Source organism: Caballeronia sp. LZ028 (assembly GCF_031451415.1).
Lineage (GTDB): Bacteria > Pseudomonadota > Gammaproteobacteria > Burkholderiales > Burkholderiaceae > Caballeronia > Caballeronia zhejiangensis.
Window position 1 is genome coordinate 909432 of sequence record NZ_JARUXN010000003.1, and the last position, 19035, is coordinate 928466.

Genomic DNA, 19035 nt, shown 5'->3' on the forward strand with positions numbered 1-19035 from the left:
GCGTTCGATCAATGCGCGTCGCGCGTGGCGACGATCGCCGCGCCCATCTCGCCGAGGTCCCACCAGAGGCCCGCCATCACGCCGAGCGATTCGCGCATGACGGAGCCGAGCACGTGTTCGTTCGGCGCGTGCTGGTTGCACGCGGGATACGAATGCGGCACCCAGAGCGTCGGCAGGCCGAGTGTCTTCGCGAAGACATCGTTGGGCACCGTGCCGCCCAGGTTCGGCAACAGCGCGGGCTTCTTGCCGGTCGTCGCGCGCATCGAATCGAGTGCCCAGTGAACCCACGGATCGTCGAGATCGAGGCGCGTCGCGGGCGTGCCGCGCGTCGCCTTGACGGTCACTTCGATGAAGCCGTGCTGCGCGAAGTGACGTTCGAGATGCGTCTGCAGGTTCTCCCAATCCGTTCCGACGACGAAGCGCAACTGGCACACCGCTTTCGCGAGCGGCGGAATCGCGTTGACGGGTGCATCGGCGTTGCCGGATTTCATCGCGAGCACTTCGAGCGCGTTCCAGCCGATCACGCGTTCGGTCGGCGTCAGGCCCGGCTCGCCCCACGTCGGATCGATCTCGGGTGAGCTTTCGTCGCGGCCCAGTTCGATATCGGCGAGGGCTTCGCGCACCGCATCGGAAATCGGCGGCGGCCGCAATCCTTCGACGACGATGCTGCCGTTGCGGTCGACGAGACTCGCGATCGCATGCGACAGCACGACGGCCGGATTGCGCAGCACGCCGCCCCAGTTGCCGGAGTGATGTCCGCCTTCGCGGAGGTTCACCGTCAGTTCGAACGGCACGCCGCCGCGCGAGCCGAGAAAGAGCGTCGGACGTTCGGCGGATACGCGCGGCCCGTCCGACGCGATGAATACATCCGCCGCGAGCGCATTCTTGTGCCCGGCGCAGACTTCATCGAGACCCGGCGAGCCGACCTCCTCGCCCGTTTCGAAGATCACCTTGACGTTGTAGCCGAGCCTGCCTGCGCGCGCCTGCAACACCGCGGCGAGCGCCGCGAAATTGACCGAATGCTGGCCTTTGTTGTCGGCGGTGCCGCGGCCGTACCAGCGGTCTTCGTCGACGACGATCTGCCACGGCTTCAGGCCCGCGCGCCATTGCTCGTCGTAGCCGCGCACGACGTCGCCATGGCCGTAGGTCAGCACCGTCGGCAAGTCGTCGGATTCGTGGCGTTCGGCGATCAAAAACGGCGGGCCGCCCGCGACCGGATTGTCGACGACGCGCGCCGTAAAACCGACGCGCGCGAGCGTGTCGCTGATCTCATCGGTGAGATAGGCATTCAGCGCGGGATTCCGCCCGTTCTGGCTCTCGGTGCGAAACGCGACGCGGCGCTGCAGATCCGCGAAGAACGCGCCCGAATCGAACATCTTGCAAGCGATGGCGATGGCGGCTTCACGACTTTCTTGATGTTCTTTCACGACGTCTCCGGGCGATTGTGGCTACTCATTCCGGCCAGTCTAGAAACGCCAAAAATTCGCGACAATTTCAAAATTTGCGACTAGCATTGCCAAAAAGGCAACGCTCAGGGAAGGCATCGTGCTGCATGGCATCGCTCTCAAATACTTCGTAGAAGTCGCGCGCTCGGGTTCGCTGGCGGCGGCATCGGAACAGCTTCACGTCGCGGTGTCGGCGATCAGCCGGCAGATCGCGAAGCTGGAGGAACAGGCGGGCACGCCGCTATTCGAGCGCATGCCGCGCGGCATGATCCTGACGGAAGCGGGCGAATTGCTCGTGCAGCACGCGCGCCGCGCGCTCATGGACGGCGACGCGGTGCTCGCGGAGATATCGGAGATGCATGCGCTCGGGCTCGGGATCGTGCGTATCGGCTGCACGGAGGGTTTCACGCGCTGCTTTTTGCCGAGCGTGATGGCGTCGCACTATCGCGCGCATCCGGGCACGCGTTTCGTGATGCGTTCGGGTACGCCGGGACAGGTCGAGCATTGGGTGGCGAGCGGCGAAGTCGATGTAGGCCTTGCGTTCTCGACATCGACATCTACCGCGCTGAGCGTCGAATACAGCGTGAAGGCGCCGGTCTGCGCGCTGCTGCCACCGACGCATCCGCTGGCGGGCAAGGCGAGCATCACGCTCGATGACGTGCTTCAGTACCCGACCGCCGTGCTCGATCGCGGCACGACGGTGCGCCAGCTGATCGACTGGTGCTGCTCGGCGCGCGGCGTGCATCTCGAGCCGGTTCTGACGAGCAACAACTCGAGCGCGATGCATCATTTCGCCGCGCTCACCGGCGCGATCACGCTCGGCAGCGCGGTCGCGCTCGAAGGCGATCCGGGCCCGCCGACGCTCGTCGCGACGCCCATCGACGAGCCTTTGCTCAACGAGCGCCTGCTGCAGGTCACGGTGATGCGCGAGCGGCGTCTGCCGCCTGCCGTCGATCAGTTTCTCAAGACGCTGACCGATGCGTTGCGCGAAAGTCTCGGTGCGCCGGCCGCGCGCGCGAAGCGAAAAAAGCGCTGACCCGTCATTGCGTCGCGACCCACCACGTCGTTCCGGCGGCATCGCGAAAGCCGCCGCGAAAGTCGTCGTCGTCGCGTTTGCGCGCGGGCGCCTGCACGCTTTGCGCGCCGTGCCGGAGCGCGCGATCGTAGACGGCTTGCGCATCGCGCACGTAGACGTGGATGTGCGGACCCTGCGATTGCTGATCGGTCGCGCCGCCGCCGATCATCACGACGCTATCGTCGATACGCAATTCGGCGTGCATCAGCGAGCCATCGGGACGATCGAAGCGGCGCAGCAGTTGTGCATCGAAGACACGTTCGAGGAATGCGATGATCGCCGGCGCGTTTGCGCAGACGAGATAGGGACTGACGGACGCGTAAGTCGCGGGTTTCCAGTCGGGCATGGCTTGCCTCGCAGGCGTTGTGACGAGGCTAACCAGAGTAAATCAAACGCCGCAACGCTTCAAACGCCTTCGACCACGTCATCCAGTTTGTTCGCCGCCGCCTTCGGCATGTCAGCGGTCGCCTGCGGCGCGGGTTCGTAACGATGCACGTCATGCGTCACGAAGCCGAGATCGTGACTCGGCACCTCGAACCACTCCGGATGTCCGAACGAACGGCGAATGTCTTCCAGACCGCTCGCCCAGTGCTCGTCCATCGTATCGTTGCTGAACTCGTAGTCCTTGTAGTGCCCTTCGAAAAACTTGTTCTTGTAGATGAGATGCACGACGTTCACCGCGCCGCCATCCGCGACTTTCTGCGCCTCGCGCAGCAGCGGATGCGAGCGGCGCGTCTTTTCCGGAACATGCTCCAGCAGCTCCTTGATGAGCCGCGCATGCTTCTGGTTATGCGAAACGAAATCGGTGATGGCGCGCGTTCTGCTCGAATACTGAATGTCTTTCGTGCGCTCGCTGACATCGAGAAAATCGCCGGGCAACGTGCCACGCGCGCTCCACAGGTCCACCTGAAACACGAGCGTGTCCTTGTGCTGACTTTCGCGGATGATCTCCGTCAACGGCGTATTCGATACGAGCCCGCCGTCCCAGTAGAACTCGCCGTCGATCTCCACAGCCGGAAAGCCCGGCGGCAACGCACCCGATGCCATGAAGTGCTCGGGCTCGAGCCGCATCTTCGTGTTGTCGAAGTAGACGAGATTGCCCGTGCGTACGTTCACCGCGCCCACCGATACACGCATCGCGCCATCGTTGATGCGGTCGAAATCGGCGAACTGCAGCAGCGTCGCGCGCAACGCGGACGTATCGTAAAAGCTCACGTCGCTTGGGCGCCTGCTCTTCGCATGCGTCAAAGGCAAATGCACGCGCGGCGAGAAGAAGCCCTTCTGCCCTTCGGTGAGCGCGCGCGCCGCGGCCCACATGCTCGAAAACTTGCGGCCGATATTCGCGAAGCCGAACGCAGCGGGCATGAACGCGCCCACATGCCCGACGAGATCCGCGGGCTGGCAGATCGTGTTCCAGAACCCACGCAGCGCGGCCACGCGATTCTCGGGCGCGTTGCCCGCGATGATCGCGGTATTCAACGCGCCGATCGAAATGCCCGAGGTCCATGTCGGATCCACGCCCACTTCGGCGAGCCCTTCGAACACGCCGGCCTGATACGAACCCAGCGCGCCGCCGCCTTGCAGCACGAGGCAAACGTCATCGTAGTCGGGCAGCGCGACGTGATTCGCCTGCGTGAGTGTGTTGCGTTGACTGCGGCGCATGGATTCTCCTTGTCGTTATTGCATGAACCAGCCGTGACTCACAACGACCGATTGCCCGGTCAGCGCATTCGATTCGAAGCCCGCGAGGAACGCGACGGTGTTCGCGACATCGGCGACCGTGGTGAATTCGCCATCGACCGTTTCCTTCAGCATCACGTTCTTCACGACTTCTTCTTCCGAAATGCCGAGCGCCTTCGCCTGCTCGGGAATCTGCTTTTCGACGAGCGGCGTGCGCACGAAACCGGGACACACGACATTCGCGCGCACGCCGCGCGGACCGCCTTCCTTCGCGACGACGCGCGCGAGCCCGAGCAAACCATGCTTGGCCGTCACATAGGCCGACTTCAGCTTGGACGCTTCATGCGAATGCACCGATCCCATGTAGATGATCGAGCCGCCCTTGCCCGACGCGTACATATGTCTGATCGCGGCTTTCGTCGTGAGAAACGCGCCGTCGAGATGGATCGCGAGCATCTTCTTCCAGTCGGCGTATGCATACTCTTCGATCGGCGCGACGATCTGAATGCCCGCGTTCGATACCAGCACGTCGATACCGCCGAGCTTCGCCACCGTTTCTTCGATGCCCGCGTTCACGGCATCTTCGCTCGTCACGTCCATCGACACGGCGATCGCCTTGCCGCCCGCTTCGACGATGCTGTCCGCAACCTTCTGCGCATTCGCGAGATTCAGATCGGCGATGACGACCGCCGCGCCATCGGTCGCGAGCTTGCGCGCCGTCTGTTCGCCGATGCCGCTCGCAGCGCCCGTCACGAGCGCGACTTTTCCTTGCAGTGCCATGTGAATACTCCTTTGCCGTTGTTATTGGTTGACCGCGAGCTTGAGTTCATCGGGCGGCGCGAGATAGTCGTATGCGACTTCGCCGATATCGAGCGTGAGATTCGCGATGACATGCCGCGCGCCGACGACCTTGCGCACCGGCAAATCAGCGACCGGCGCGAGCGCATGAGCGTGCAGTTCGAGCGCAGCCGGACCTTCCCATGCACCGATCACGCTCACGTCGCGCAGAAAGAAGCGCACGAGTTCGCACACGCGCGCAGTGCCGTCGACATGCGGCAGCACTTTCAGCAGATAGTTCGGCGTATCCGCGAGCTTCCTGCGTTCGGCTTCGAGATCGAGCGGACGATACTTGTAGCCCATCGTGCCCGTCGCGATGCGTTGCGTGCCGTAGTCGAGCGTGCCGAGCAGCGTGTCCTTGCCATCGACGCCAAGACGCGGCGACGCGAGCTTCTTCGGAAAGCCCCAGATTTCGCGGCCGCCCGCGATCGGACCTTCGTCGTCGAGATACATCGCATGCGTATAGCTGCCCTTCTTGCCATCCGGATCGATGACGGAAATCACCTGGCCGCTTTCGGTGTAATCGCCGAAACCGGATGAATCCGGCATGCGAATGAATTCGTAATGTACGAGACCGTTATCCACTTCGAGCGGCTCCGGAACCACGGCGCGCAGCGCGTCGGGATCGGTCTCGTAGGAAATGATGAAGTACTCGCGATTGAGAAAGCGGAACGGCGGACGCGGATAAGCGGGATTGAGCACAGGCATGGCGAACGCATTCCTGCGGATGTCGTCTTCTTTCACTGGATCGTCCCTGAGTTGAGAACAGGCACGATAGTAGATGCAGTTGATGACATTTGTCGCGGACGGCAGGCAGCGGATCGGCGTTTATGAAAGCAGTGCGAATCGACAAAAATCCCGCTGCTTCAACGCCTTATGCCCGCTCACTGATGAATTGCCTTTTTTTGTGCAATATACTGTTGCCTCAGCGGCGTCGACACGACGAGGAACCGGGCGATGCCGCGCGTCTCTCAAGCGCATGTCGATTCATCTTTCTAAGGCCATCTCCTCCAAGCGAGTCCCCGATGAAAACGTCCTTGAAGAAATCTCTCGTGCTTCTGGTGCTGGCGGCGTTTGCCGCGCCGACGCTGTCGTTCGCGGCCGCGGAGTATCCCGACAACAAGCCGCGGCCCGCCTATAAAAAGAAAGGCCAGAAGCATCATCACAAGAAGTCGGCGACACCGCCCGCTTCGCAGACGCAATAAGACGGCACGGCTCATAAAGGCACGGGCGTCCGTTAAGGACGCCCGTGCCTTTTCATTGGATGACGCGTCTTGTCAGGCCGCTTCGATTCGTTGCGCCACGAGATTCAGCACGCGTTCCAGCACATCGCCATCGACCGGCTTCACGAGATGATCCCGGACCTTCGCTTTCGACGGAAATCGCGCCGCCATGCAATTCGACGAGATGCTTCGCGAGCGCCAGCCCGACGCTACCCATCGAGGCATTACGCGCGGCAACTATTGCGACGTCGATACGAGGCGCGCACGCATCGCATCGAGGCGCGCTGCATCGACATGTCCGCGCGCCGCCATTGCTTCGAGCGCAGCCAGGGCCGATTCAGGGCCGCAAAGCGCGGCGGCTTTCGCATCCGCATCGAGTTCGAAGGCGGCGGCGCGTTTTGCGGCACGCACGCTCCAAATCTTCAGACAGACGAACAAAGTGAACGCGAAGCCGATACCGGGAAAGGTGATGCGCCAGAGATCATCTTCCGATGAAATCGCGAAGACGATGCACGGTACCGATAACAGCATCATCACTGAAAGCACGGTCCATGCGAAATCGAGCAGCATCGTCTTGCGTTGCGTCGCGTGCCCGACTTCGTGCGCCACGACGATACGAAGCAACGGCTCCGGCAACGCGAGCGTGGCGCGATCAAGTTCGATGCGATTGAACAAGGCTTCGTAGCACGGTCCGTTCGACGTATTCACGAAGCGCACGCGCGGCGTTGCAACGTGCAGAAGAGCGGCATCGTCGGCGACGAGCGAGAGGATGCGCTGTTCCTGCGCGGCGAGCCGCTTCATGATCACTGCACCGGGTTATCGGCCCACTGGCTGCGCGCCTGCCATGCGTCGATATCGGCGTTGAGCTTCGCGAGCTTGTTGCGCACGAGTTCGAGTCCGGGGCCGCCGAGCACGAGATGTCCCGGCGGCTCCGGCGACGTGACCGCTTCGATGATGACCTGCGCCGCGCGCGCCGGATCGCCCGGCTGCTTGCCGCTGCGCTCCGCGATCGCCGCGCGCCGCGTGCCCGAAGTCTGCGCGTAATCGTCGATCGGATTGCGCGTCTGCTTCAGCGAGCGGCCCGCCCAGTCCGTGCGAAACGGGCCGGGCTCGACCGCCGTCACCTTGATGCCGAGCCCTTCCGTTTCGCGTGCGAGCGCTTCGCCGAGACCTTCGAGCGCGAACTTCGTCGCGGCGTAATACCCGCTGCCCGGATTGCCGACCAGCCCGCCCACGGATGTGATGTTGACGACATGTCCCGAGCGGCGCTCGCGCATACGCGGCAATACGGCTCGGATCATCGCGGCCGCGCCGAAGAAGTTCGCTTCGAACATCGCGCGCACTTCGTCTTCCTCGCCCTCTTCGACAGCCGAGAGATAGCCGAAGCCCGCGTTGTTCACGAGCACGTCGATATGATCGAAGGCGGCGTAGGCATCGGCGATTGCGGACTTGATTTCATCGGCACGCGTGACGTCGAGACGCACGGCGATCGCTCGTCCTTCGCCACGCTCGACGAGATCGCCGACGCTATCCGGATTACGCGCGGCCACGACAGCGCGCCAGCCCTTGTCGATCACGGCGGAAGCGAGTTCGCGGCCGAAGCCGGTCGAACATCCGGTGATGAACCAGACGGGCGTATCGTGGCTGCCTTTCGAAGCTGTCATTGCGGTTCTCCATGTAAGCGGATCTCGCTACATGTTGAAGCAATTTCAACGCGCGTGCTTGCGGGCTCCTCGTCGAACGGCAGTGACTTATCGCATTGCCGGCATGCGAATGGCGCGATGATTCCGCGGCTCGAACAGAACCGCCTGCTCGACACGCGCCGCGATCTTTTTCCATCCGGCGAGCTCTTCGACGAGCACGGCAAGCGTCAGAAGAATGCGTTCACGATCGTGATTCGTGCGCGCGAGCGTCGCGCTTTCACGCATCGAGACGAGCGTGGCCTCGCGCTCGGCGATCTGCTTCGCGATTCTTTCCCGCAGGCGTTTCAGCGATTCGTCCATGTTCGTATGACCGGTTGATGTCGCCGTCATACGCGCAAACTTCGCGCCCGATCATGTTCGTGGATGCTTCATCCCGCATCGCCCGCGCTGATCGCGGTTTGCATGCTCCTCAACAGCTTCGTCAGATAGCGCAATAGGCCGACCGTATCGCCGAATTCGATGAAACCCGGCTTTACACCATCGCTGAAGAGCAACGTTCCGTCGAGCGAGTGATCGACGATCAAGCCGGCGTAAGCAGCGTGCGGCATGTAGTCGTCGCCGGCGAGGCTGAACGTATTGCCGTTCACGGCCGCATCGTGCAGACGCATCAGGAACTGCACTTCGGGCGCGCGCGACGCCGACAAGCGATGGATATCGAAGTATTCGGCGACCGCGAGGATCGCATTCGAGCAAGGCACGGTCAGCGCGAACGCGATGCGCGCATCGGCCGTATCGAACGATGGCCACGACCGCGCGTCTTCCGGCGGCGGGCTTTTGGTGGGCGTGCCGTCCTCGCTGTGCGCGTGCGCTTCCGGATGCGAGCGCTTGCGCGCAAGTAGGGGCTGCGCCTTCGCGAAGTCCGGCGGCGGCGCGCCGCGCTCGATCCAGTCGGACAGCAGGCTTGCGTAGGCATGGAGCGCGGTCAATTGCGCGTCGATGAACGCGACGCCCGCTCGGCAGGCGTCATGGTGTTTTTGCTCGGTCATACCGTCTCCCTTGTTTTTTGAGTTCGATCTAAAGACACACCCGCGTTGCTTGCATGATCGCCTGCCCTGCGTTGCAATGCGCGCGCCTGTTCGCAGGCCGTGGTGCGGCGGGATGGACCGTTAGTTGCAGACGGTGCATGGAGAATCGGGTGCCGCTCGTGACGCTGCTGTGGAAGAAACGCTACAAGGCGCTTCGCGGAATTTACCGATACCTGACGACGCGCTATATTCCACCGGCTATAGCGTCAGTCGCCGGCCGAAGGTGCCGAGGCAACGCGACTTGCCTGCGTTCTTGCAACGGGACATCGCTCGTTTCGCCTGACGAAGTGCCCTACCCATCACGAAGCACTCGACCTTTGCGAAATTCCTTCGCGAAGCCGGGATGGCCGCGCTCGCGCTCAACGAATGCGTGGCGGCGATTCCTGAACCGGGCCGCGTCGAGCGGCATCCGCTTCACGCGGACAACACCAAGGAAGAAAGAAGAATGAAGAAGCACATCGTAGCGGCGGCCGTTCTCGGCATGTTCGGCATCGCGGCACACGCGCAAAGCAGCGTCACGCTATACGGGATCATCGATGCGGGCATCACCTATGCGAATAAGGTCGCGACCGCGAGCGGCCACGACAGCCTCGTGAAGTACGGCGACGGCGTCGCGTCGGGTAGCCGCTGGGGCCTGCGCGGCACGGAAGATCTGGGCGGCGGCCTCAAGGCGATCTTCGTGCTCGAAAGCGGCTTCAACAGCGGCGACGGCACACTCGGCCAGGGCGGCGCGTTGTTCGGCCGTCAGGCGTATGTCGGTCTGGCGAAGACCGATTTCGGCTCGCTGACCTTCGGCCGTCAATACTCGTTCTCGACCGACTATCTCGGCAGCAACTACACGATGGGCAGCCAGACGGCCGCCGGAAATTACGCGTATCACATCAACGATCTGGATCAGCTGACGTCGAGCCGCATCAACAACGCGGTCAAGTTCAGCAGCGCCAGTTTCCACGGCGTGACGTTCGGCGCGATGTATGGCTTCTCGAACTCGACGAACTTCGCGGGTTCGCCCACGACGGGAACGGGCACGTCTGCCGTGCAAGGCGCCTCCAGCGCGTACAGCTTCGGTTTGAACTATGCGCAAGGCCCGTTCGGCATCGGCGCGGCGTACACGAACATCCGCTATCCGAATGGGGCGACGCCGGCGTTCAGCGTGAGCATCGCGAACGTGAACACGCAAGGGCTGCGCGATCTGGAAACGTACGGTATCGGCGCGCGTTACACGATCGCCGCCGCGACGATCTGGGCGAATTGGACGCATACGCGCTTCGAGCCGATCACGGCTGCATCGTCGAACCTGAACAACTATGAAATCGGCGGCAAGTACGCGTTCACGCCGGCGCTGAACGCGGGCCTCGGCTACACGTTCTCCGATCTCGGCGGCAACCTCGAAGGCAAGTGGCATCAGATCAACGCCGTGGTCGACTACGCGCTGTCGAAGCGCACCGATGTTTATGCGAGCGGCGCGTATCAGAAGGCGTCGGGCAGCAACAACGGCACGCCGGTGCAAGCGGAGATCGGCTCGTCGGCGTCGTTCATCGGCAGTGCGGGCGCGAACACGCAGTTCGTGACGCGCGTCGGTCTGCGTCACCGGTTCTGATCGAAGGTTGATTCGAAGAAACGCGACGCTGAAAGGCGTCGCGTTTTTTTCGCCCTTTATGATTCGGATAGCGAAGCATTCGGGCCACGCTATAACGAACTTTTGGACTAGCGCGAAAGGAAAAGGGAAACCCGCGCGCGATGCGAACTGCGCGCGGTGTCGCGTCTCGCGTTACTTGGCGGATTCCGCGGACTCTGCGGCTTTCGGAGCGGAAGCGGTGGCCGAAGCCGACGCCGACGCCGAGCGCGCCAGTCGATTCGTTTCCAGATAAACGGCGCGTTCCGCATCCGCCGACGATACTTCGCCCGCTTGCGCGCCAGTCAGATCGACTCGCGGCGCACCTTGCACGAGCGCGGTCCAGTAACGGTTGCCGCGGCACCAAACCTTGATCGCCGCACGCAGTTCTCTCTCGTTGAGTCCGAGTTCTTCCGCGTGTTTCATCAGATCTTCGAAAATGCCGACCTTCAGCGGAACCTTAGGCGCGGGATTCTTCGGAAATGCGAGCGGAAAACGCTTCTGCAGCTTACCGATGGTATGCACGACAGGATCAACCGGCTTCGATGGCGCCGCGGCAGGCCTGGACGCGGCCGCCGCGGGTTTGGACGGAGCCGCCGCCTTCGCGCCCGCCGGCGCGGGACGCCGCACGCGCGGCGCCTTCTTCTTCGCTGCGTTGCTGGCAGCAGCCTGTTTTGCGAGTTGCTCTTTCAGTCCGGCGAGTTGTTCGAAGCCCATCACATCGTGCCCGTAGAAAACGTATCGCGATTTTAACAGCCTCCGGTGACGGCCTCGTTGCGGGCGGCTTTTTCGGGCGAGCATCGGTCCGAAAGAACCGCCCTCTCAGCGTCGCGCTTACTGTCCGCCCGAATAGACGTTGCAGAACGGTCGCGGACTGCAATTGCTCTGCGTGCCGCCGGTCCAGTTCGCTGTTCTCCCGCTCCTGCTCTGCCCCGGTGCCACGCCGCCATAGGCCGTGTCGCCGGACGACGCGGCGCCCTGCGCGTTCTGCTGAACGGGTGCGGGGATGGACTGCAGGGTATCGCTCGGCTCTTGCGCCTGAGTGAGGGTGACGAGGGAAAACGCGGCCACGAGCGTGGTCGTAACGAGGACGATCTTCATGACTTTCTCCTTCGACGAAGGCTTACCGCTGCCCGACGATAAAAACCGCCAGGTGAACGCCGTGCGCAAGAATCCGCGCACTTTTAGACCCTATACCTCAATCGCGGCGAAATCTGCTTATTCGGGTTCGCGCATGAACGTTCGGCTTCTTCGCGGATGCTGCGTCACCCGTGTTTGGGCGCAGCGCGTTCGTAGCGTGCGAGAAACATGTCGGCGGCGGCTTCGGCCACTTTCTTTTGCTCGCTCTTCGATAACGGCGGCTGGCCCATCGTCACTTGCGGCCAGAACGCGAAACCCTTGACGATGCCATGCAGTTGCTGCCCTGCGAAAACAGGGTCGGTGACTGCGAGCCGGCCATCGGCGGCGGCTTTGCGAATCCAGGCCGTCACGTCTTCCTCGCGTTCGCCGATGCGCGCCACCATATCCCGCGCGCGCTCGGGCGAGTGAATGCCCGCCGCGATCGCCACGCGTGCGAGCGACAGAAAGGCCTCATCGTTCATGAGGCGCAGCTTGCGCGTGAGCATCGCGAGCAGTTGCGCGCGCAACGGTTCGCTCGCGCTATAAGCCACCGCATCGCCGGTCTCGCTCGTATCCCATAGCCGATGCAGGATCGCGGCGAACAGCGCCTCCTTGCTCTCGAAGTGGTTATAGACCGTGCGTTTGGAAACGCCCGCGCGCGCGGCGATGCGGTCCATGCTGGTGGCGTCGTAGCCCGCGGCGATGAACTCCGCAACGGCCGCGTTCACGATCGCGGCGCGCTTCCGGTCAGTCAGACGCTGGGGAATGTCGTTGATGTCGCTTGAATCCATCCCCACATTTTACACCGATCGGTTTACTTTTCTCTCAAAATTAAACTACACTGTGCAGTCTACTTTCCGCTTCGGGCTCACGTCCCTTCACGTTCATGACTTCGTTCGCCGATCGCATCAGCCGTGCCCTGGGTTTCGCCGCAGCAAAGCGCGGACGCGCGTTGTCGAGCGCATCGCCGCAACATGACGGCGAGCGCTTTCGCAATGTGAAGCCGCGTCCTGTCGAAGGCTTCGGCAAGACGCTGCGCATCATGTGGAACATGCTGCTCCACAAACCGCGCAACACGGTGCCGACGCAAGCGCCGACCGTCGATACCCTCACCCGCGCCGATCTGGATGCCGCGCCCGACCGCAGCCTTTTCCGCCTCGGCCATTCGACGATGCTACTCAAGCTGCGCGGCGAATACTGGCTGACGGACCCGGTGTTCGGAGAGCGCGCGTCGCCGTTCAAGAACGTCGGGCCGAAGCGCTTTCACGCGCCGCCCATCGCGCTTGGCGATCTGCCGCCGTTGCGCGGCGTGGTCCTGTCGCACGATCACTACGATCATCTCGATCGCGAAACCGTGCTTGCGCTTGCCTCGACGACAGCGATCTTTCTCACGCCGCTGGGCGTCGGCGATCGTTTGATCGAATGGGGCATCGATGCCGCAAAAGTGCGTCAGCTCGACTGGTGGCAAAGCGCGCAGATCGACGGCCTGACGTTCACCGCCACGCCCGCGCAGCACTTCTCCGGCCGCAGTCTCTTCGATGGCAACAGCACGCTGTGGGCGTCGTGGGTCATCGTCGACGATGACGTGCGCGTGTTCTTCAGCGGCGACACCGGCTATTTCGACGGCTTCGGGACCATCGGCGAGCGCCTCGGCCCGTTCGACGTCACGCTGATCGAGACCGGCGCGTACGATCCGCAATGGCCGTACGTGCACATGCAGCCCGAGGAGACGGTGCAGGCGCACATCGACTTGCGCGGACGCTGGCTCGTGCCGATTCACAACGGCACGTTCGATCTCGCGATGCATCCGTGGCAAGAACCTTTCGAGCGCGTGACGGGCCTGGCGCTCGCGCGAGGCGTCGCGGTGGCGACACCGCGCATGGGCGAGCGGCTCGATCTCGAAGCGCCGCATCGCGGCGAGCGCTGGTGGCGTGATACCGTCGATGCGCCGAAGCCGGCGTCATCGTGGCGGATGTGCGCGTCGCGGGCCGAGGGCGTTCACGATTGACGTCCGGCGAGCTTGCGGATCACATCGACCATGGGCGTCTTGCCTTTGACGATATCTTCGCTACGCCCTTCGAAGTCGATCCATCCGTCGTTGAAGCCATCGAGCATCTGAATGCGCGGCATCGGATGCTTCATGCCTTGACTCGCGAACAGTCCTTCCCACGTCTCGCGTTGCACTGCCTGCGCGCGCACCGGCTTGCCGAGCACGGATGAAAACGCAGCCGCGATATCGTTCGGGCTTGTGCGTTGCGGTCCTTCCAGTTCGACGACGCGCATGCCCGTCCATGTTTCCTGCATGAGCTTCGCGGCGAGTTCGCCGATGTCGTCGGTGGCGGTCATCGGAATCGCGCGATCGAGCGGCTGCAGAAACGAATGCACGATGCCTTCGTTGCGCGCCGAATCGACATCCCATGCGCAGTTCTCCATGAACCAGCCTGGCCGCAGAAACGTGACGGGAACAGGCTGCTTGCGAAGCGCTTCTTCGAGCAGCGTGCGCTGCGTCAGAAGATTGTTTTGAGCGGCTTGCGCGCCGATCGTCGACAGGCACACGATCCGGCGCGGCCTGGCACGCGCGATGGCCGCGACGATCGCATCGATGACTTCGCGCGCTTCCGGAAAACCCGGCGCGGGATCGAATTCCGGCGGCGGCAGAACGAACACGGCTTGCGCGCCTTCGAAGGCGCGAGCGAGCGCATCGGCATCGGTCATCGTGGCGTGTGCGAGTTCGCAGCCGCGCGCCGACCAAAGCGCGCCCTTCCTCTCATCGCGCACGACGGCGCGTACGGGCTTGCCCGCTTTCAGCAGCGCGTTTGCGAGCGCACCGCCGACTTGTCCTGTGATTCCCGTGACGACATACATGATCCGGCTCCTTTCTCGTGATGCGTTTGACTTCGACGGATCGAATGTTATGGCGCTGCGTCGCGAAGAAAAATGGCCCGCGCGTCATGAGATTGATGACACCACGTCATAGGTTGAACCTATGCCCGGCACATGAAAGCGATATTTCCGCCCCGCCCGATATTTCTCTAAAGTCGTAATTCACCGGCTCCGCCCGGCAATGGAGACGACACAATGAAAACAGAGCGCGCCGTCGATATCGTTGCGCCCACATCCGTCGCGGCCCTCGCGGCCACACTCGATCACGATGCCGCCCCGCATGAAGGGGATGCCCTTCCGCCGTTGTGGCACTGGATCTTCTTCCGGCCCATTGCAAAACAGTCCCTCATCGCGGAAGACGGTCATCCGAAGAAAGGCGGCTTTCTGCCCGATCTCGGTTTGCCGCGCCGCATGTGGGCCGGCGGACGCCTGCGCTTCCCCGCGCCGGTGATCGTCGGTGAACGCATTACGCGCGAATCGACGATTCTCAATGTCAGCGAGAAGCAAGGACGCACCGGCAAGCTCGGCTTCGTGACAGTCAGGCATCGCATTTACCGCGGCGATGCGACCGCGATCGAGGAAGAGCACGACATCGTGTATCGCGAGCCGGCAGCGCCCGGTGCGCCCGCGCCCGCTCCGGTCGCCGCGCCTCGCGATGCGCAATGGCAACGCGACCTCGTTCCAGACGAGACATTGCTGCTGCGCTATTCGGCGCTCACCTTCAACGCGCATCGCATTCACTACGACAAGCCTTATGTGACGCAAGTCGAAGGTTATCCGGGACTTGTCGTGCATGGGCCGCTCATTGCCACCTTATTGATGGACCTGCTGCGCCGCGAGTTGCCCGACGCGACCGTCATCGACTTCGCATTCAAGGCGCAGCGCCCGTGTTTCGCGGGCAATACGCTGCGTCTGCGCGGGCAGCCATCGGCGGATGGCAGGACTGTCGAACTCTGGTCGAAGGATCACGAAGGCTGGCTCGGCATGACGGCGCGCGCCACGCTCGGCTGACGATCTCCACACATCCGCAGGCACATCATGATCGAATCGACATCCGACGCTTATCAGGACATTCGTGAGGCCGTGCGCGATCTCTGCGGCCAGTTCACCGGCGAATACTTTCGCAAGATCGACGAAGCACGCGGTTATCCCGAAGCATTCGTCGATGCCCTCACGAAAGCGGGCTGGCTCGCCGCATTGATTCCGCAGGAATACGGCGGCTCGGGTCTGGGGCTTACCGAAGCGTCCGTCATCATGGAAGAGACCAATCGCTCGGGCGGCAATTCGGGCGCGTGTCATGGGCAGATGTACAACATGGGCACGTTGTTGCGTCACGGCTCGACGGAACAGAAGAAACGCTACTTGCCGAAGATCGCATCGGGCGAGTTGCGTCTGCAATCGATGGGCGTGACCGAACCGACCACCGGCACCGACACGACAAAGATCAAAACGACCGCGGAAAGAAAAGGCGATCGTTATGCGATAAACGGCCAGAAGGTGTGGATCTCGCGCGTGCAGCATTCGGATCTGATGATTCTGCTCGCGCGCACGACGCCGATCGCAGACGTGAAGAAGAAGAGCGAAGGCATGTCGATCTTCATCGTCGATTTGCGTGAAGCAATCGGCAATGGCCTCACGGTGCAGCCGATCCTCAACATGGTGAATCACGAAACCAACGAGCTCTTCTTCGACAATCTGGAGATTCCTGCCGAGAATCTCATCGGCGAAGAAGGCATGGGTTTCAAGTACATACTCGATGGCCTAAACGCCGAACGCACGCTGATCGCGGCGGAATGCATCGGCGATGGCTACTGGTTCATCGACAAGGTCACGCAGTATGTGAACGATCGAATCGTATTCGGGCGTCCCATCGGGCAGAATCAGGGCGTGCAGTTTCCGATTGCGCGCGCGTACGTCAATGTCGAAGCCGCGAACCTGATGCGCTTCAAGGCATGCGAACGCTTCGACGCGCACAAGCCTTGCGGCGCACAGGCGAACATGGCGAAGCTGCTCGCCGCCGATGCATCATGGGAAGCGGCCAACGCCTGTCTGCAATTTCACGGCGGCTTTGGCTTCGCGGCGGAATACGATGTCGAACGCAAATTCCGCGAGACGCGTCTGTATCAGGTCGCGCCGATTTCGACCAACCTGATTCTCTCTTACGTCGCCGAGCATATCCTCGGCCTGCCGCGTTCGTTCTGAAGGAGGCCGGTCATGCGCCCGCTGCAAGGCATCAAGGTCGTCACGTTCGAGCATGCAATTGCAGCGCCCTTCTGCACGCGTCAGCTCGCCGATCTCGGCGCGCGCGTCATCAAGATCGAGCGTCCAGGCACAGGTGATTTCGCTCGCAACTATGACGAACGTGTGTCGGGACTCGCATCACATTTCGTGTGGACGAACCGCTCGAAAGAAAGCGTGACGCTCGACGTCAAGCATCCTGAAGCACTCGATGTCGTGCACAAGCTGCTCGCCGATGCCGATGTATTCGTGCAGAATCTCGCGCCCGGCGCGACGCAACGGCTCGGCCTCGATTACGACGCGTTGAAGGAGCGCTATCCGCGGCTCATCGTGTGCGACATTTCCGGCTATGGTTCCGATGGCCCGATGCGCGACAAGAAAGCGTATGACTTGCTGATTCAAAGCGAAGCGGGTTTTCTGAGCATCACGGGTTCGGAAGGCGCACCGGCGAAAGCAGGCTGCTCGATCGCAGATATCGCCGCCGGCATGTATGGCTACACGAACATACTCGCGGCGCTCATCGAACGCGGACGCACCGGGCGCGGCAAACGCATCGACATTTCGATGCTCGAAAGCATGGTCGAATGGATGGGCTATCCGCTCTATTACGCGATCGACGGTCAGACGCCGCCGCGCAAGGCGGGCGCATCGCACGCGACGATCTTCCCTTACGGCCCTTTCCCGGCAGGCGATGGCAAGACCGTCATGCTTGGCCTGCAAAACGAGCGCGAGTGGAAGAAGTTTTGCGAAATCGTTCTTCGTATGCCCGAGCTTCAGCGCGACGAGCGCTTCTGTGCAAACAGCCTTCGCGCGCAGCATCGCGACGAGTTGATGCGCCTCATCGTCGATGCATTCGCCTCATTGACGGCCGCACAGGTCATCGAACGGCTTGAAGAAGCGGGCATCGCGAATGCGCGGATGAACGACATGCACGATGTCTGGAAGCATGAACAGCTCGAAGCGCGCAATCGTTGGACACAGGTCGATACGCCCGCCGGCAAGATTCCCGCGCTCTATCCGCCGGGACGCTTCAGCGCCGATGAACCGCGCATGGACGCCGTGCCCGCGCTCGGCGAGCACACGGAATCCGTGTTGCGCGAACTGGGGCTGAATAGCGAAGCCATCGAACGCTTGCGCGCGGCGAAGGCGATCTAGGTTCGTCGCATCGTCACGCCTTGCCAGCGATCGCGGTCAATGTGCTCGGCGATCAACTCGATCAACGTCTCGCGCACGGCGACGGTCGCTGAGTTCATCGGCGCATCGTTGGGCCAGCAAATGCTGGCCGGGCGCCTGATGATCGGATCGACGATTCTGCGCATTTTCGGCAGCAACGCCTCGTTCCATTGCACGATCGCGGACGAAGGCAGAATCGTGCTGGCTCTGCCCGAATGCGCGATAAGCAAAAGCGATGGCAACGAGTCGATATCCGCAACGATGTTCAGCTCGACTTTCTCGCTCGCGAACGTGCGCTCGATCAGCAAGCGCAAGCCATTCGATGCGCCGGGCGCGACGAGTTTCACGCCCGCGAGCTTCGCAAGCGGACATGTCGATGCGCGCGGCGAGATGCCGCCGCCCGGCTCGCCCGCAAGATAAAGCGTTTCGTCGAGCACGGGCAACGCGGTGATGCCGGGTGTATCCGATTCACGAAACAGAATCGCGAGGTCGAGCCGGCCATTGGCAAGCAACTCGTTCAGATAGCCGCTCATGCTTTCGAAGAACTGCAGGCGTATGCCGGGATACCGGTCCTGAATGCGCTCGAACAGGGGCACGGCGAGAACGGATGCCATCGTCGTCGGCAGGCCGACCGCCACGGTGCCGGATTCCGCGCCCGCGCCCTTCGTCACTTCCTGCTTGAGCTGCTCCATTTGCCGCAGCACGACGCGTGCATGCCGATAGAGCGCGTCGCCCTCGGCCGTGGGGGTGACGCCATGATTGCTGCGCAGAAGGAGCGTGACGCCGAGTTCCTCTTCGAGCCGCGCCATTTGCTGGCTGAGCGAAGGCTGTGCCACGTAGAGCTTTTCCGCTGCTTTGCCGAGACTGCCGTAATCGACGATGCTGACGAAGTAGCGAAGCTGGCGAACATCCATATGAGGGTGCGAGGATCGAAGTCAGGGCGCGCTCGTGAGCGTCTGGCGCCGGTCGCCTATTCTATAGCTCGCATCGTCATACGAATCGATTCGCTTCGCTCAGGG

21 protein-coding genes are annotated in these 19035 nt (G+C 62.5%); 7 read left to right on the plus strand and 14 right to left on the minus strand.

Features of this window, described 5'->3' with window-relative positions; all coding sequences use genetic code 11:
• Window positions 1-8: 8 nt before the first annotated feature.
• A complete protein-coding gene (locus QCE58_RS21350) occupies window positions 9-1376 on the minus strand; it encodes a M20 family metallopeptidase (protein ID WP_284502582.1) in 1368 nt (455 codons plus the stop codon).
• A gap of 169 nt (window positions 1377-1545) precedes the next feature.
• Here QCE58_RS21350 and QCE58_RS21355 point away from each other — a divergent pair, with 169 nt between their 5' ends.
• Window positions 1546-2481 carry a LysR family transcriptional regulator gene (locus QCE58_RS21355; RefSeq protein WP_034473156.1) on the plus strand — a complete coding sequence of 312 codons (936 nt, stop codon included), beginning with the start codon at window positions 1546-1548 and terminating at the stop codon, window positions 2479-2481.
• Between the two features lie 4 nt (window positions 2482-2485).
• On the opposite strand, the gene QCE58_RS21360 is transcribed toward QCE58_RS21355, so the two are convergent.
• From QCE58_RS21360 to QCE58_RS21375, 4 genes are read right to left on the minus strand one after another with little or no spacing between them, the layout of a single operon-like run.
• Window positions 2486-2866, minus strand: a complete 381-nt coding sequence (locus QCE58_RS21360) for a VOC family protein (protein WP_008348411.1) — start codon at window positions 2864-2866, stop codon at window positions 2486-2488.
• Between the two features lie 59 nt (window positions 2867-2925).
• The gene (locus QCE58_RS21365; protein WP_008348413.1) at window positions 2926-4182 is read right to left on the minus strand and encodes a patatin-like phospholipase family protein; all 1257 of its coding nucleotides are present in this window, start codon (window positions 4180-4182) and stop codon (window positions 2926-2928) included.
• 15 nt (window positions 4183-4197) lie between these two features.
• Entirely contained in the window at window positions 4198-4980 is a 783-nt protein-coding gene (locus tag QCE58_RS21370; protein ID WP_008348415.1) for a 3-hydroxybutyrate dehydrogenase, read from the minus strand.
• Window positions 4981-5001: 21 nt separating this feature from the next.
• Complete coding sequence (locus tag QCE58_RS21375) at window positions 5002-5781, minus strand: acetoacetate decarboxylase (protein WP_034473154.1); 780 nt, start codon at window positions 5779-5781, stop codon at window positions 5002-5004.
• A gap of 281 nt (window positions 5782-6062) precedes the next feature.
• Here QCE58_RS21375 and QCE58_RS21380 point away from each other — a divergent pair, with 281 nt between their 5' ends.
• The gene (locus QCE58_RS21380) at window positions 6063-6242 is read left to right on the plus strand and encodes a hypothetical protein (RefSeq protein WP_033536228.1); all 180 of its coding nucleotides are present in this window, start codon (window positions 6063-6065) and stop codon (window positions 6240-6242) included.
• A gap of 255 nt (window positions 6243-6497) precedes the next feature.
• Here QCE58_RS21380 and QCE58_RS21385 read toward each other — a convergent pair whose 3' ends face one another.
• From QCE58_RS21385 to QCE58_RS21400, 4 genes are all read right to left on the minus strand, one after another.
• Window positions 6498-7061, minus strand: coding sequence for a M48 family metalloprotease (locus QCE58_RS21385; RefSeq protein ID WP_239294852.1), 564 nt, complete (start codon window positions 7059-7061; stop codon window positions 6498-6500).
• Window positions 7062-7063: 2 nt separating this feature from the next.
• On the minus strand, window positions 7064-7924 hold the full coding sequence (locus QCE58_RS21390; RefSeq protein WP_250459908.1) for an oxidoreductase: 861 nt from the start codon (window positions 7922-7924) through the stop codon (window positions 7064-7066).
• An 87-nt stretch (window positions 7925-8011) separates the two neighbouring features.
• Window positions 8012-8293 (minus strand): hypothetical protein, encoded by a 282-nt coding sequence (locus tag QCE58_RS21395; RefSeq protein WP_250521999.1) that lies wholly within the window; start codon window positions 8291-8293, stop codon window positions 8012-8014.
• 38 nt (window positions 8294-8331) lie between these two features.
• Window positions 8332-8949, minus strand: a complete 618-nt coding sequence (locus QCE58_RS21400; protein ID WP_250522000.1) for a hypothetical protein — start codon at window positions 8947-8949, stop codon at window positions 8332-8334.
• Between the two features lie 484 nt (window positions 8950-9433).
• On the opposite strand from QCE58_RS21400, the gene QCE58_RS21405 reads away from it, so the two are divergent.
• Window positions 9434-10588 carry a porin gene (locus QCE58_RS21405; protein ID WP_250441079.1) on the plus strand — a complete coding sequence of 385 codons (1155 nt, stop codon included), beginning with the start codon at window positions 9434-9436 and terminating at the stop codon, window positions 10586-10588.
• A gap of 171 nt (window positions 10589-10759) precedes the next feature.
• Here the strand turns inward: QCE58_RS21405 and QCE58_RS21410 are convergent, their stop codons facing one another.
• The 3 genes from QCE58_RS21410 to QCE58_RS21420 all read right to left on the minus strand — a co-directional run bounded on the left by QCE58_RS21410 (window position 10760) and on the right by QCE58_RS21420 (window position 12513).
• A complete protein-coding gene (locus tag QCE58_RS21410) occupies window positions 10760-11320 on the minus strand; it encodes a ProQ/FinO family protein (protein WP_250522001.1) in 561 nt (186 codons plus the stop codon).
• Between the two features lie 117 nt (window positions 11321-11437).
• Window positions 11438-11704 carry a hypothetical protein gene (locus tag QCE58_RS21415; protein WP_175981149.1) on the minus strand — a complete coding sequence of 89 codons (267 nt, stop codon included), beginning with the start codon at window positions 11702-11704 and terminating at the stop codon, window positions 11438-11440.
• Between the two features lie 164 nt (window positions 11705-11868).
• Window positions 11869-12513: a TetR/AcrR family transcriptional regulator gene (locus QCE58_RS21420; protein ID WP_008348435.1), complete on the minus strand. Its 645-nt coding sequence runs from the start codon at window positions 12511-12513 to the stop codon at window positions 11869-11871.
• A gap of 95 nt (window positions 12514-12608) precedes the next feature.
• On the opposite strand from QCE58_RS21420, the gene QCE58_RS21425 reads away from it, so the two are divergent.
• Entirely contained in the window at window positions 12609-13730 is a 1122-nt protein-coding gene (locus tag QCE58_RS21425; protein WP_175981151.1) for an MBL fold metallo-hydrolase, read from the plus strand.
• Here the strand turns inward: QCE58_RS21425 and QCE58_RS21430 are convergent.
• On the minus strand, window positions 13721-14587 hold the full coding sequence (locus QCE58_RS21430; protein WP_250522002.1) for an NmrA family NAD(P)-binding protein: 867 nt from the start codon (window positions 14585-14587) through the stop codon (window positions 13721-13723). The two genes, QCE58_RS21425 and QCE58_RS21430, sit on opposite strands and share 10 nt — an antisense overlap.
• 213 nt (window positions 14588-14800) lie before the next feature.
• On the opposite strand from QCE58_RS21430, the gene QCE58_RS21435 reads away from it, so the two are divergent.
• Genes QCE58_RS21435 through QCE58_RS21445 form a run of 3 tightly spaced genes read left to right on the plus strand, consistent with a single transcriptional unit; the run spans window position 14801 to window position 17998 of the window.
• A complete protein-coding gene (locus tag QCE58_RS21435; RefSeq protein ID WP_250436743.1) occupies window positions 14801-15616 on the plus strand; it encodes a MaoC family dehydratase N-terminal domain-containing protein in 816 nt (271 codons plus the stop codon).
• A 27-nt stretch (window positions 15617-15643) separates the two neighbouring features.
• Window positions 15644-16807, plus strand: coding sequence for an acyl-CoA dehydrogenase family protein (locus QCE58_RS21440; RefSeq protein WP_250522003.1), 1164 nt, complete (start codon window positions 15644-15646; stop codon window positions 16805-16807).
• A 12-nt stretch (window positions 16808-16819) separates the two neighbouring features.
• On the plus strand, window positions 16820-17998 hold the full coding sequence (locus tag QCE58_RS21445) for a CaiB/BaiF CoA-transferase family protein (RefSeq protein WP_250522004.1): 1179 nt from the start codon (window positions 16820-16822) through the stop codon (window positions 17996-17998).
• On the opposite strand, the gene QCE58_RS21450 is transcribed toward QCE58_RS21445, so the two are convergent.
• Window positions 17995-18930, minus strand: a complete 936-nt coding sequence (locus QCE58_RS21450; protein ID WP_250522005.1) for a LysR substrate-binding domain-containing protein — start codon at window positions 18928-18930, stop codon at window positions 17995-17997. The two genes, QCE58_RS21445 and QCE58_RS21450, sit on opposite strands and share 4 nt — an antisense overlap.
• Window positions 18931-19035: the final 105 nt, after the last annotated feature.

What these genes read in the sequence shown, in the direction of transcription:
- QCE58_RS21395 (WP_250521999.1), bottom strand. Translation starts at nt 8,293, where the DNA reads ATGACGGCGACATCAACCGGTCATACGAACATGGACGAATCGCTGAAA.
- QCE58_RS21410 (WP_250522001.1), bottom strand. Translation starts at nt 11,320, where the DNA reads ATGGGCTTCGAACAACTCGCCGGACTGAAAGAGCAACTCGCAAAACAG.
- QCE58_RS21360 (WP_008348411.1), bottom strand. Translation starts at nt 2,866, where the DNA reads ATGCCCGACTGGAAACCCGCGACTTACGCGTCCGTCAGTCCCTATCTC.
- QCE58_RS21425 (WP_175981151.1), top strand. Translation starts at nt 12,609, where the DNA reads ATGACTTCGTTCGCCGATCGCATCAGCCGTGCCCTGGGTTTCGCCGCA.
- QCE58_RS21430 (WP_250522002.1), bottom strand. Translation starts at nt 14,587, where the DNA reads ATGTATGTCGTCACGGGAATCACAGGACAAGTCGGCGGTGCGCTCGCA.
- QCE58_RS21415 (WP_175981149.1), bottom strand. Translation starts at nt 11,704, where the DNA reads ATGAAGATCGTCCTCGTTACGACCACGCTCGTGGCCGCGTTTTCCCTC.
- QCE58_RS21435 (WP_250436743.1), top strand. Translation starts at nt 14,801, where the DNA reads ATGAAAACAGAGCGCGCCGTCGATATCGTTGCGCCCACATCCGTCGCG.
- QCE58_RS21450 (WP_250522005.1), bottom strand. Translation starts at nt 18,930, where the DNA reads ATGGATGTTCGCCAGCTTCGCTACTTCGTCAGCATCGTCGATTACGGC.
- QCE58_RS21350 (WP_284502582.1), bottom strand. Translation starts at nt 1,376, where the DNA reads ATGTTCGATTCGGGCGCGTTCTTCGCGGATCTGCAGCGCCGCGTCGCG.
- QCE58_RS21385 (WP_239294852.1), bottom strand. Translation starts at nt 7,061, where the DNA reads ATGAAGCGGCTCGCCGCGCAGGAACAGCGCATCCTCTCGCTCGTCGCC.
- QCE58_RS21420 (WP_008348435.1), bottom strand. Translation starts at nt 12,513, where the DNA reads ATGGATTCAAGCGACATCAACGACATTCCCCAGCGTCTGACTGACCGG.
- QCE58_RS21380 (WP_033536228.1), top strand. Translation starts at nt 6,063, where the DNA reads ATGAAAACGTCCTTGAAGAAATCTCTCGTGCTTCTGGTGCTGGCGGCG.
- QCE58_RS21440 (WP_250522003.1), top strand. Translation starts at nt 15,644, where the DNA reads ATGATCGAATCGACATCCGACGCTTATCAGGACATTCGTGAGGCCGTG.
- QCE58_RS21445 (WP_250522004.1), top strand. Translation starts at nt 16,820, where the DNA reads ATGCGCCCGCTGCAAGGCATCAAGGTCGTCACGTTCGAGCATGCAATT.
- QCE58_RS21400 (WP_250522000.1), bottom strand. Translation starts at nt 8,949, where the DNA reads ATGACCGAGCAAAAACACCATGACGCCTGCCGAGCGGGCGTCGCGTTC.
- QCE58_RS21370 (WP_008348415.1), bottom strand. Translation starts at nt 4,980, where the DNA reads ATGGCACTGCAAGGAAAAGTCGCGCTCGTGACGGGCGCTGCGAGCGGC.
- QCE58_RS21365 (WP_008348413.1), bottom strand. Translation starts at nt 4,182, where the DNA reads ATGCGCCGCAGTCAACGCAACACACTCACGCAGGCGAATCACGTCGCG.
- QCE58_RS21405 (WP_250441079.1), top strand. Translation starts at nt 9,434, where the DNA reads ATGAAGAAGCACATCGTAGCGGCGGCCGTTCTCGGCATGTTCGGCATC.
- QCE58_RS21390 (WP_250459908.1), bottom strand. Translation starts at nt 7,924, where the DNA reads ATGACAGCTTCGAAAGGCAGCCACGATACGCCCGTCTGGTTCATCACC.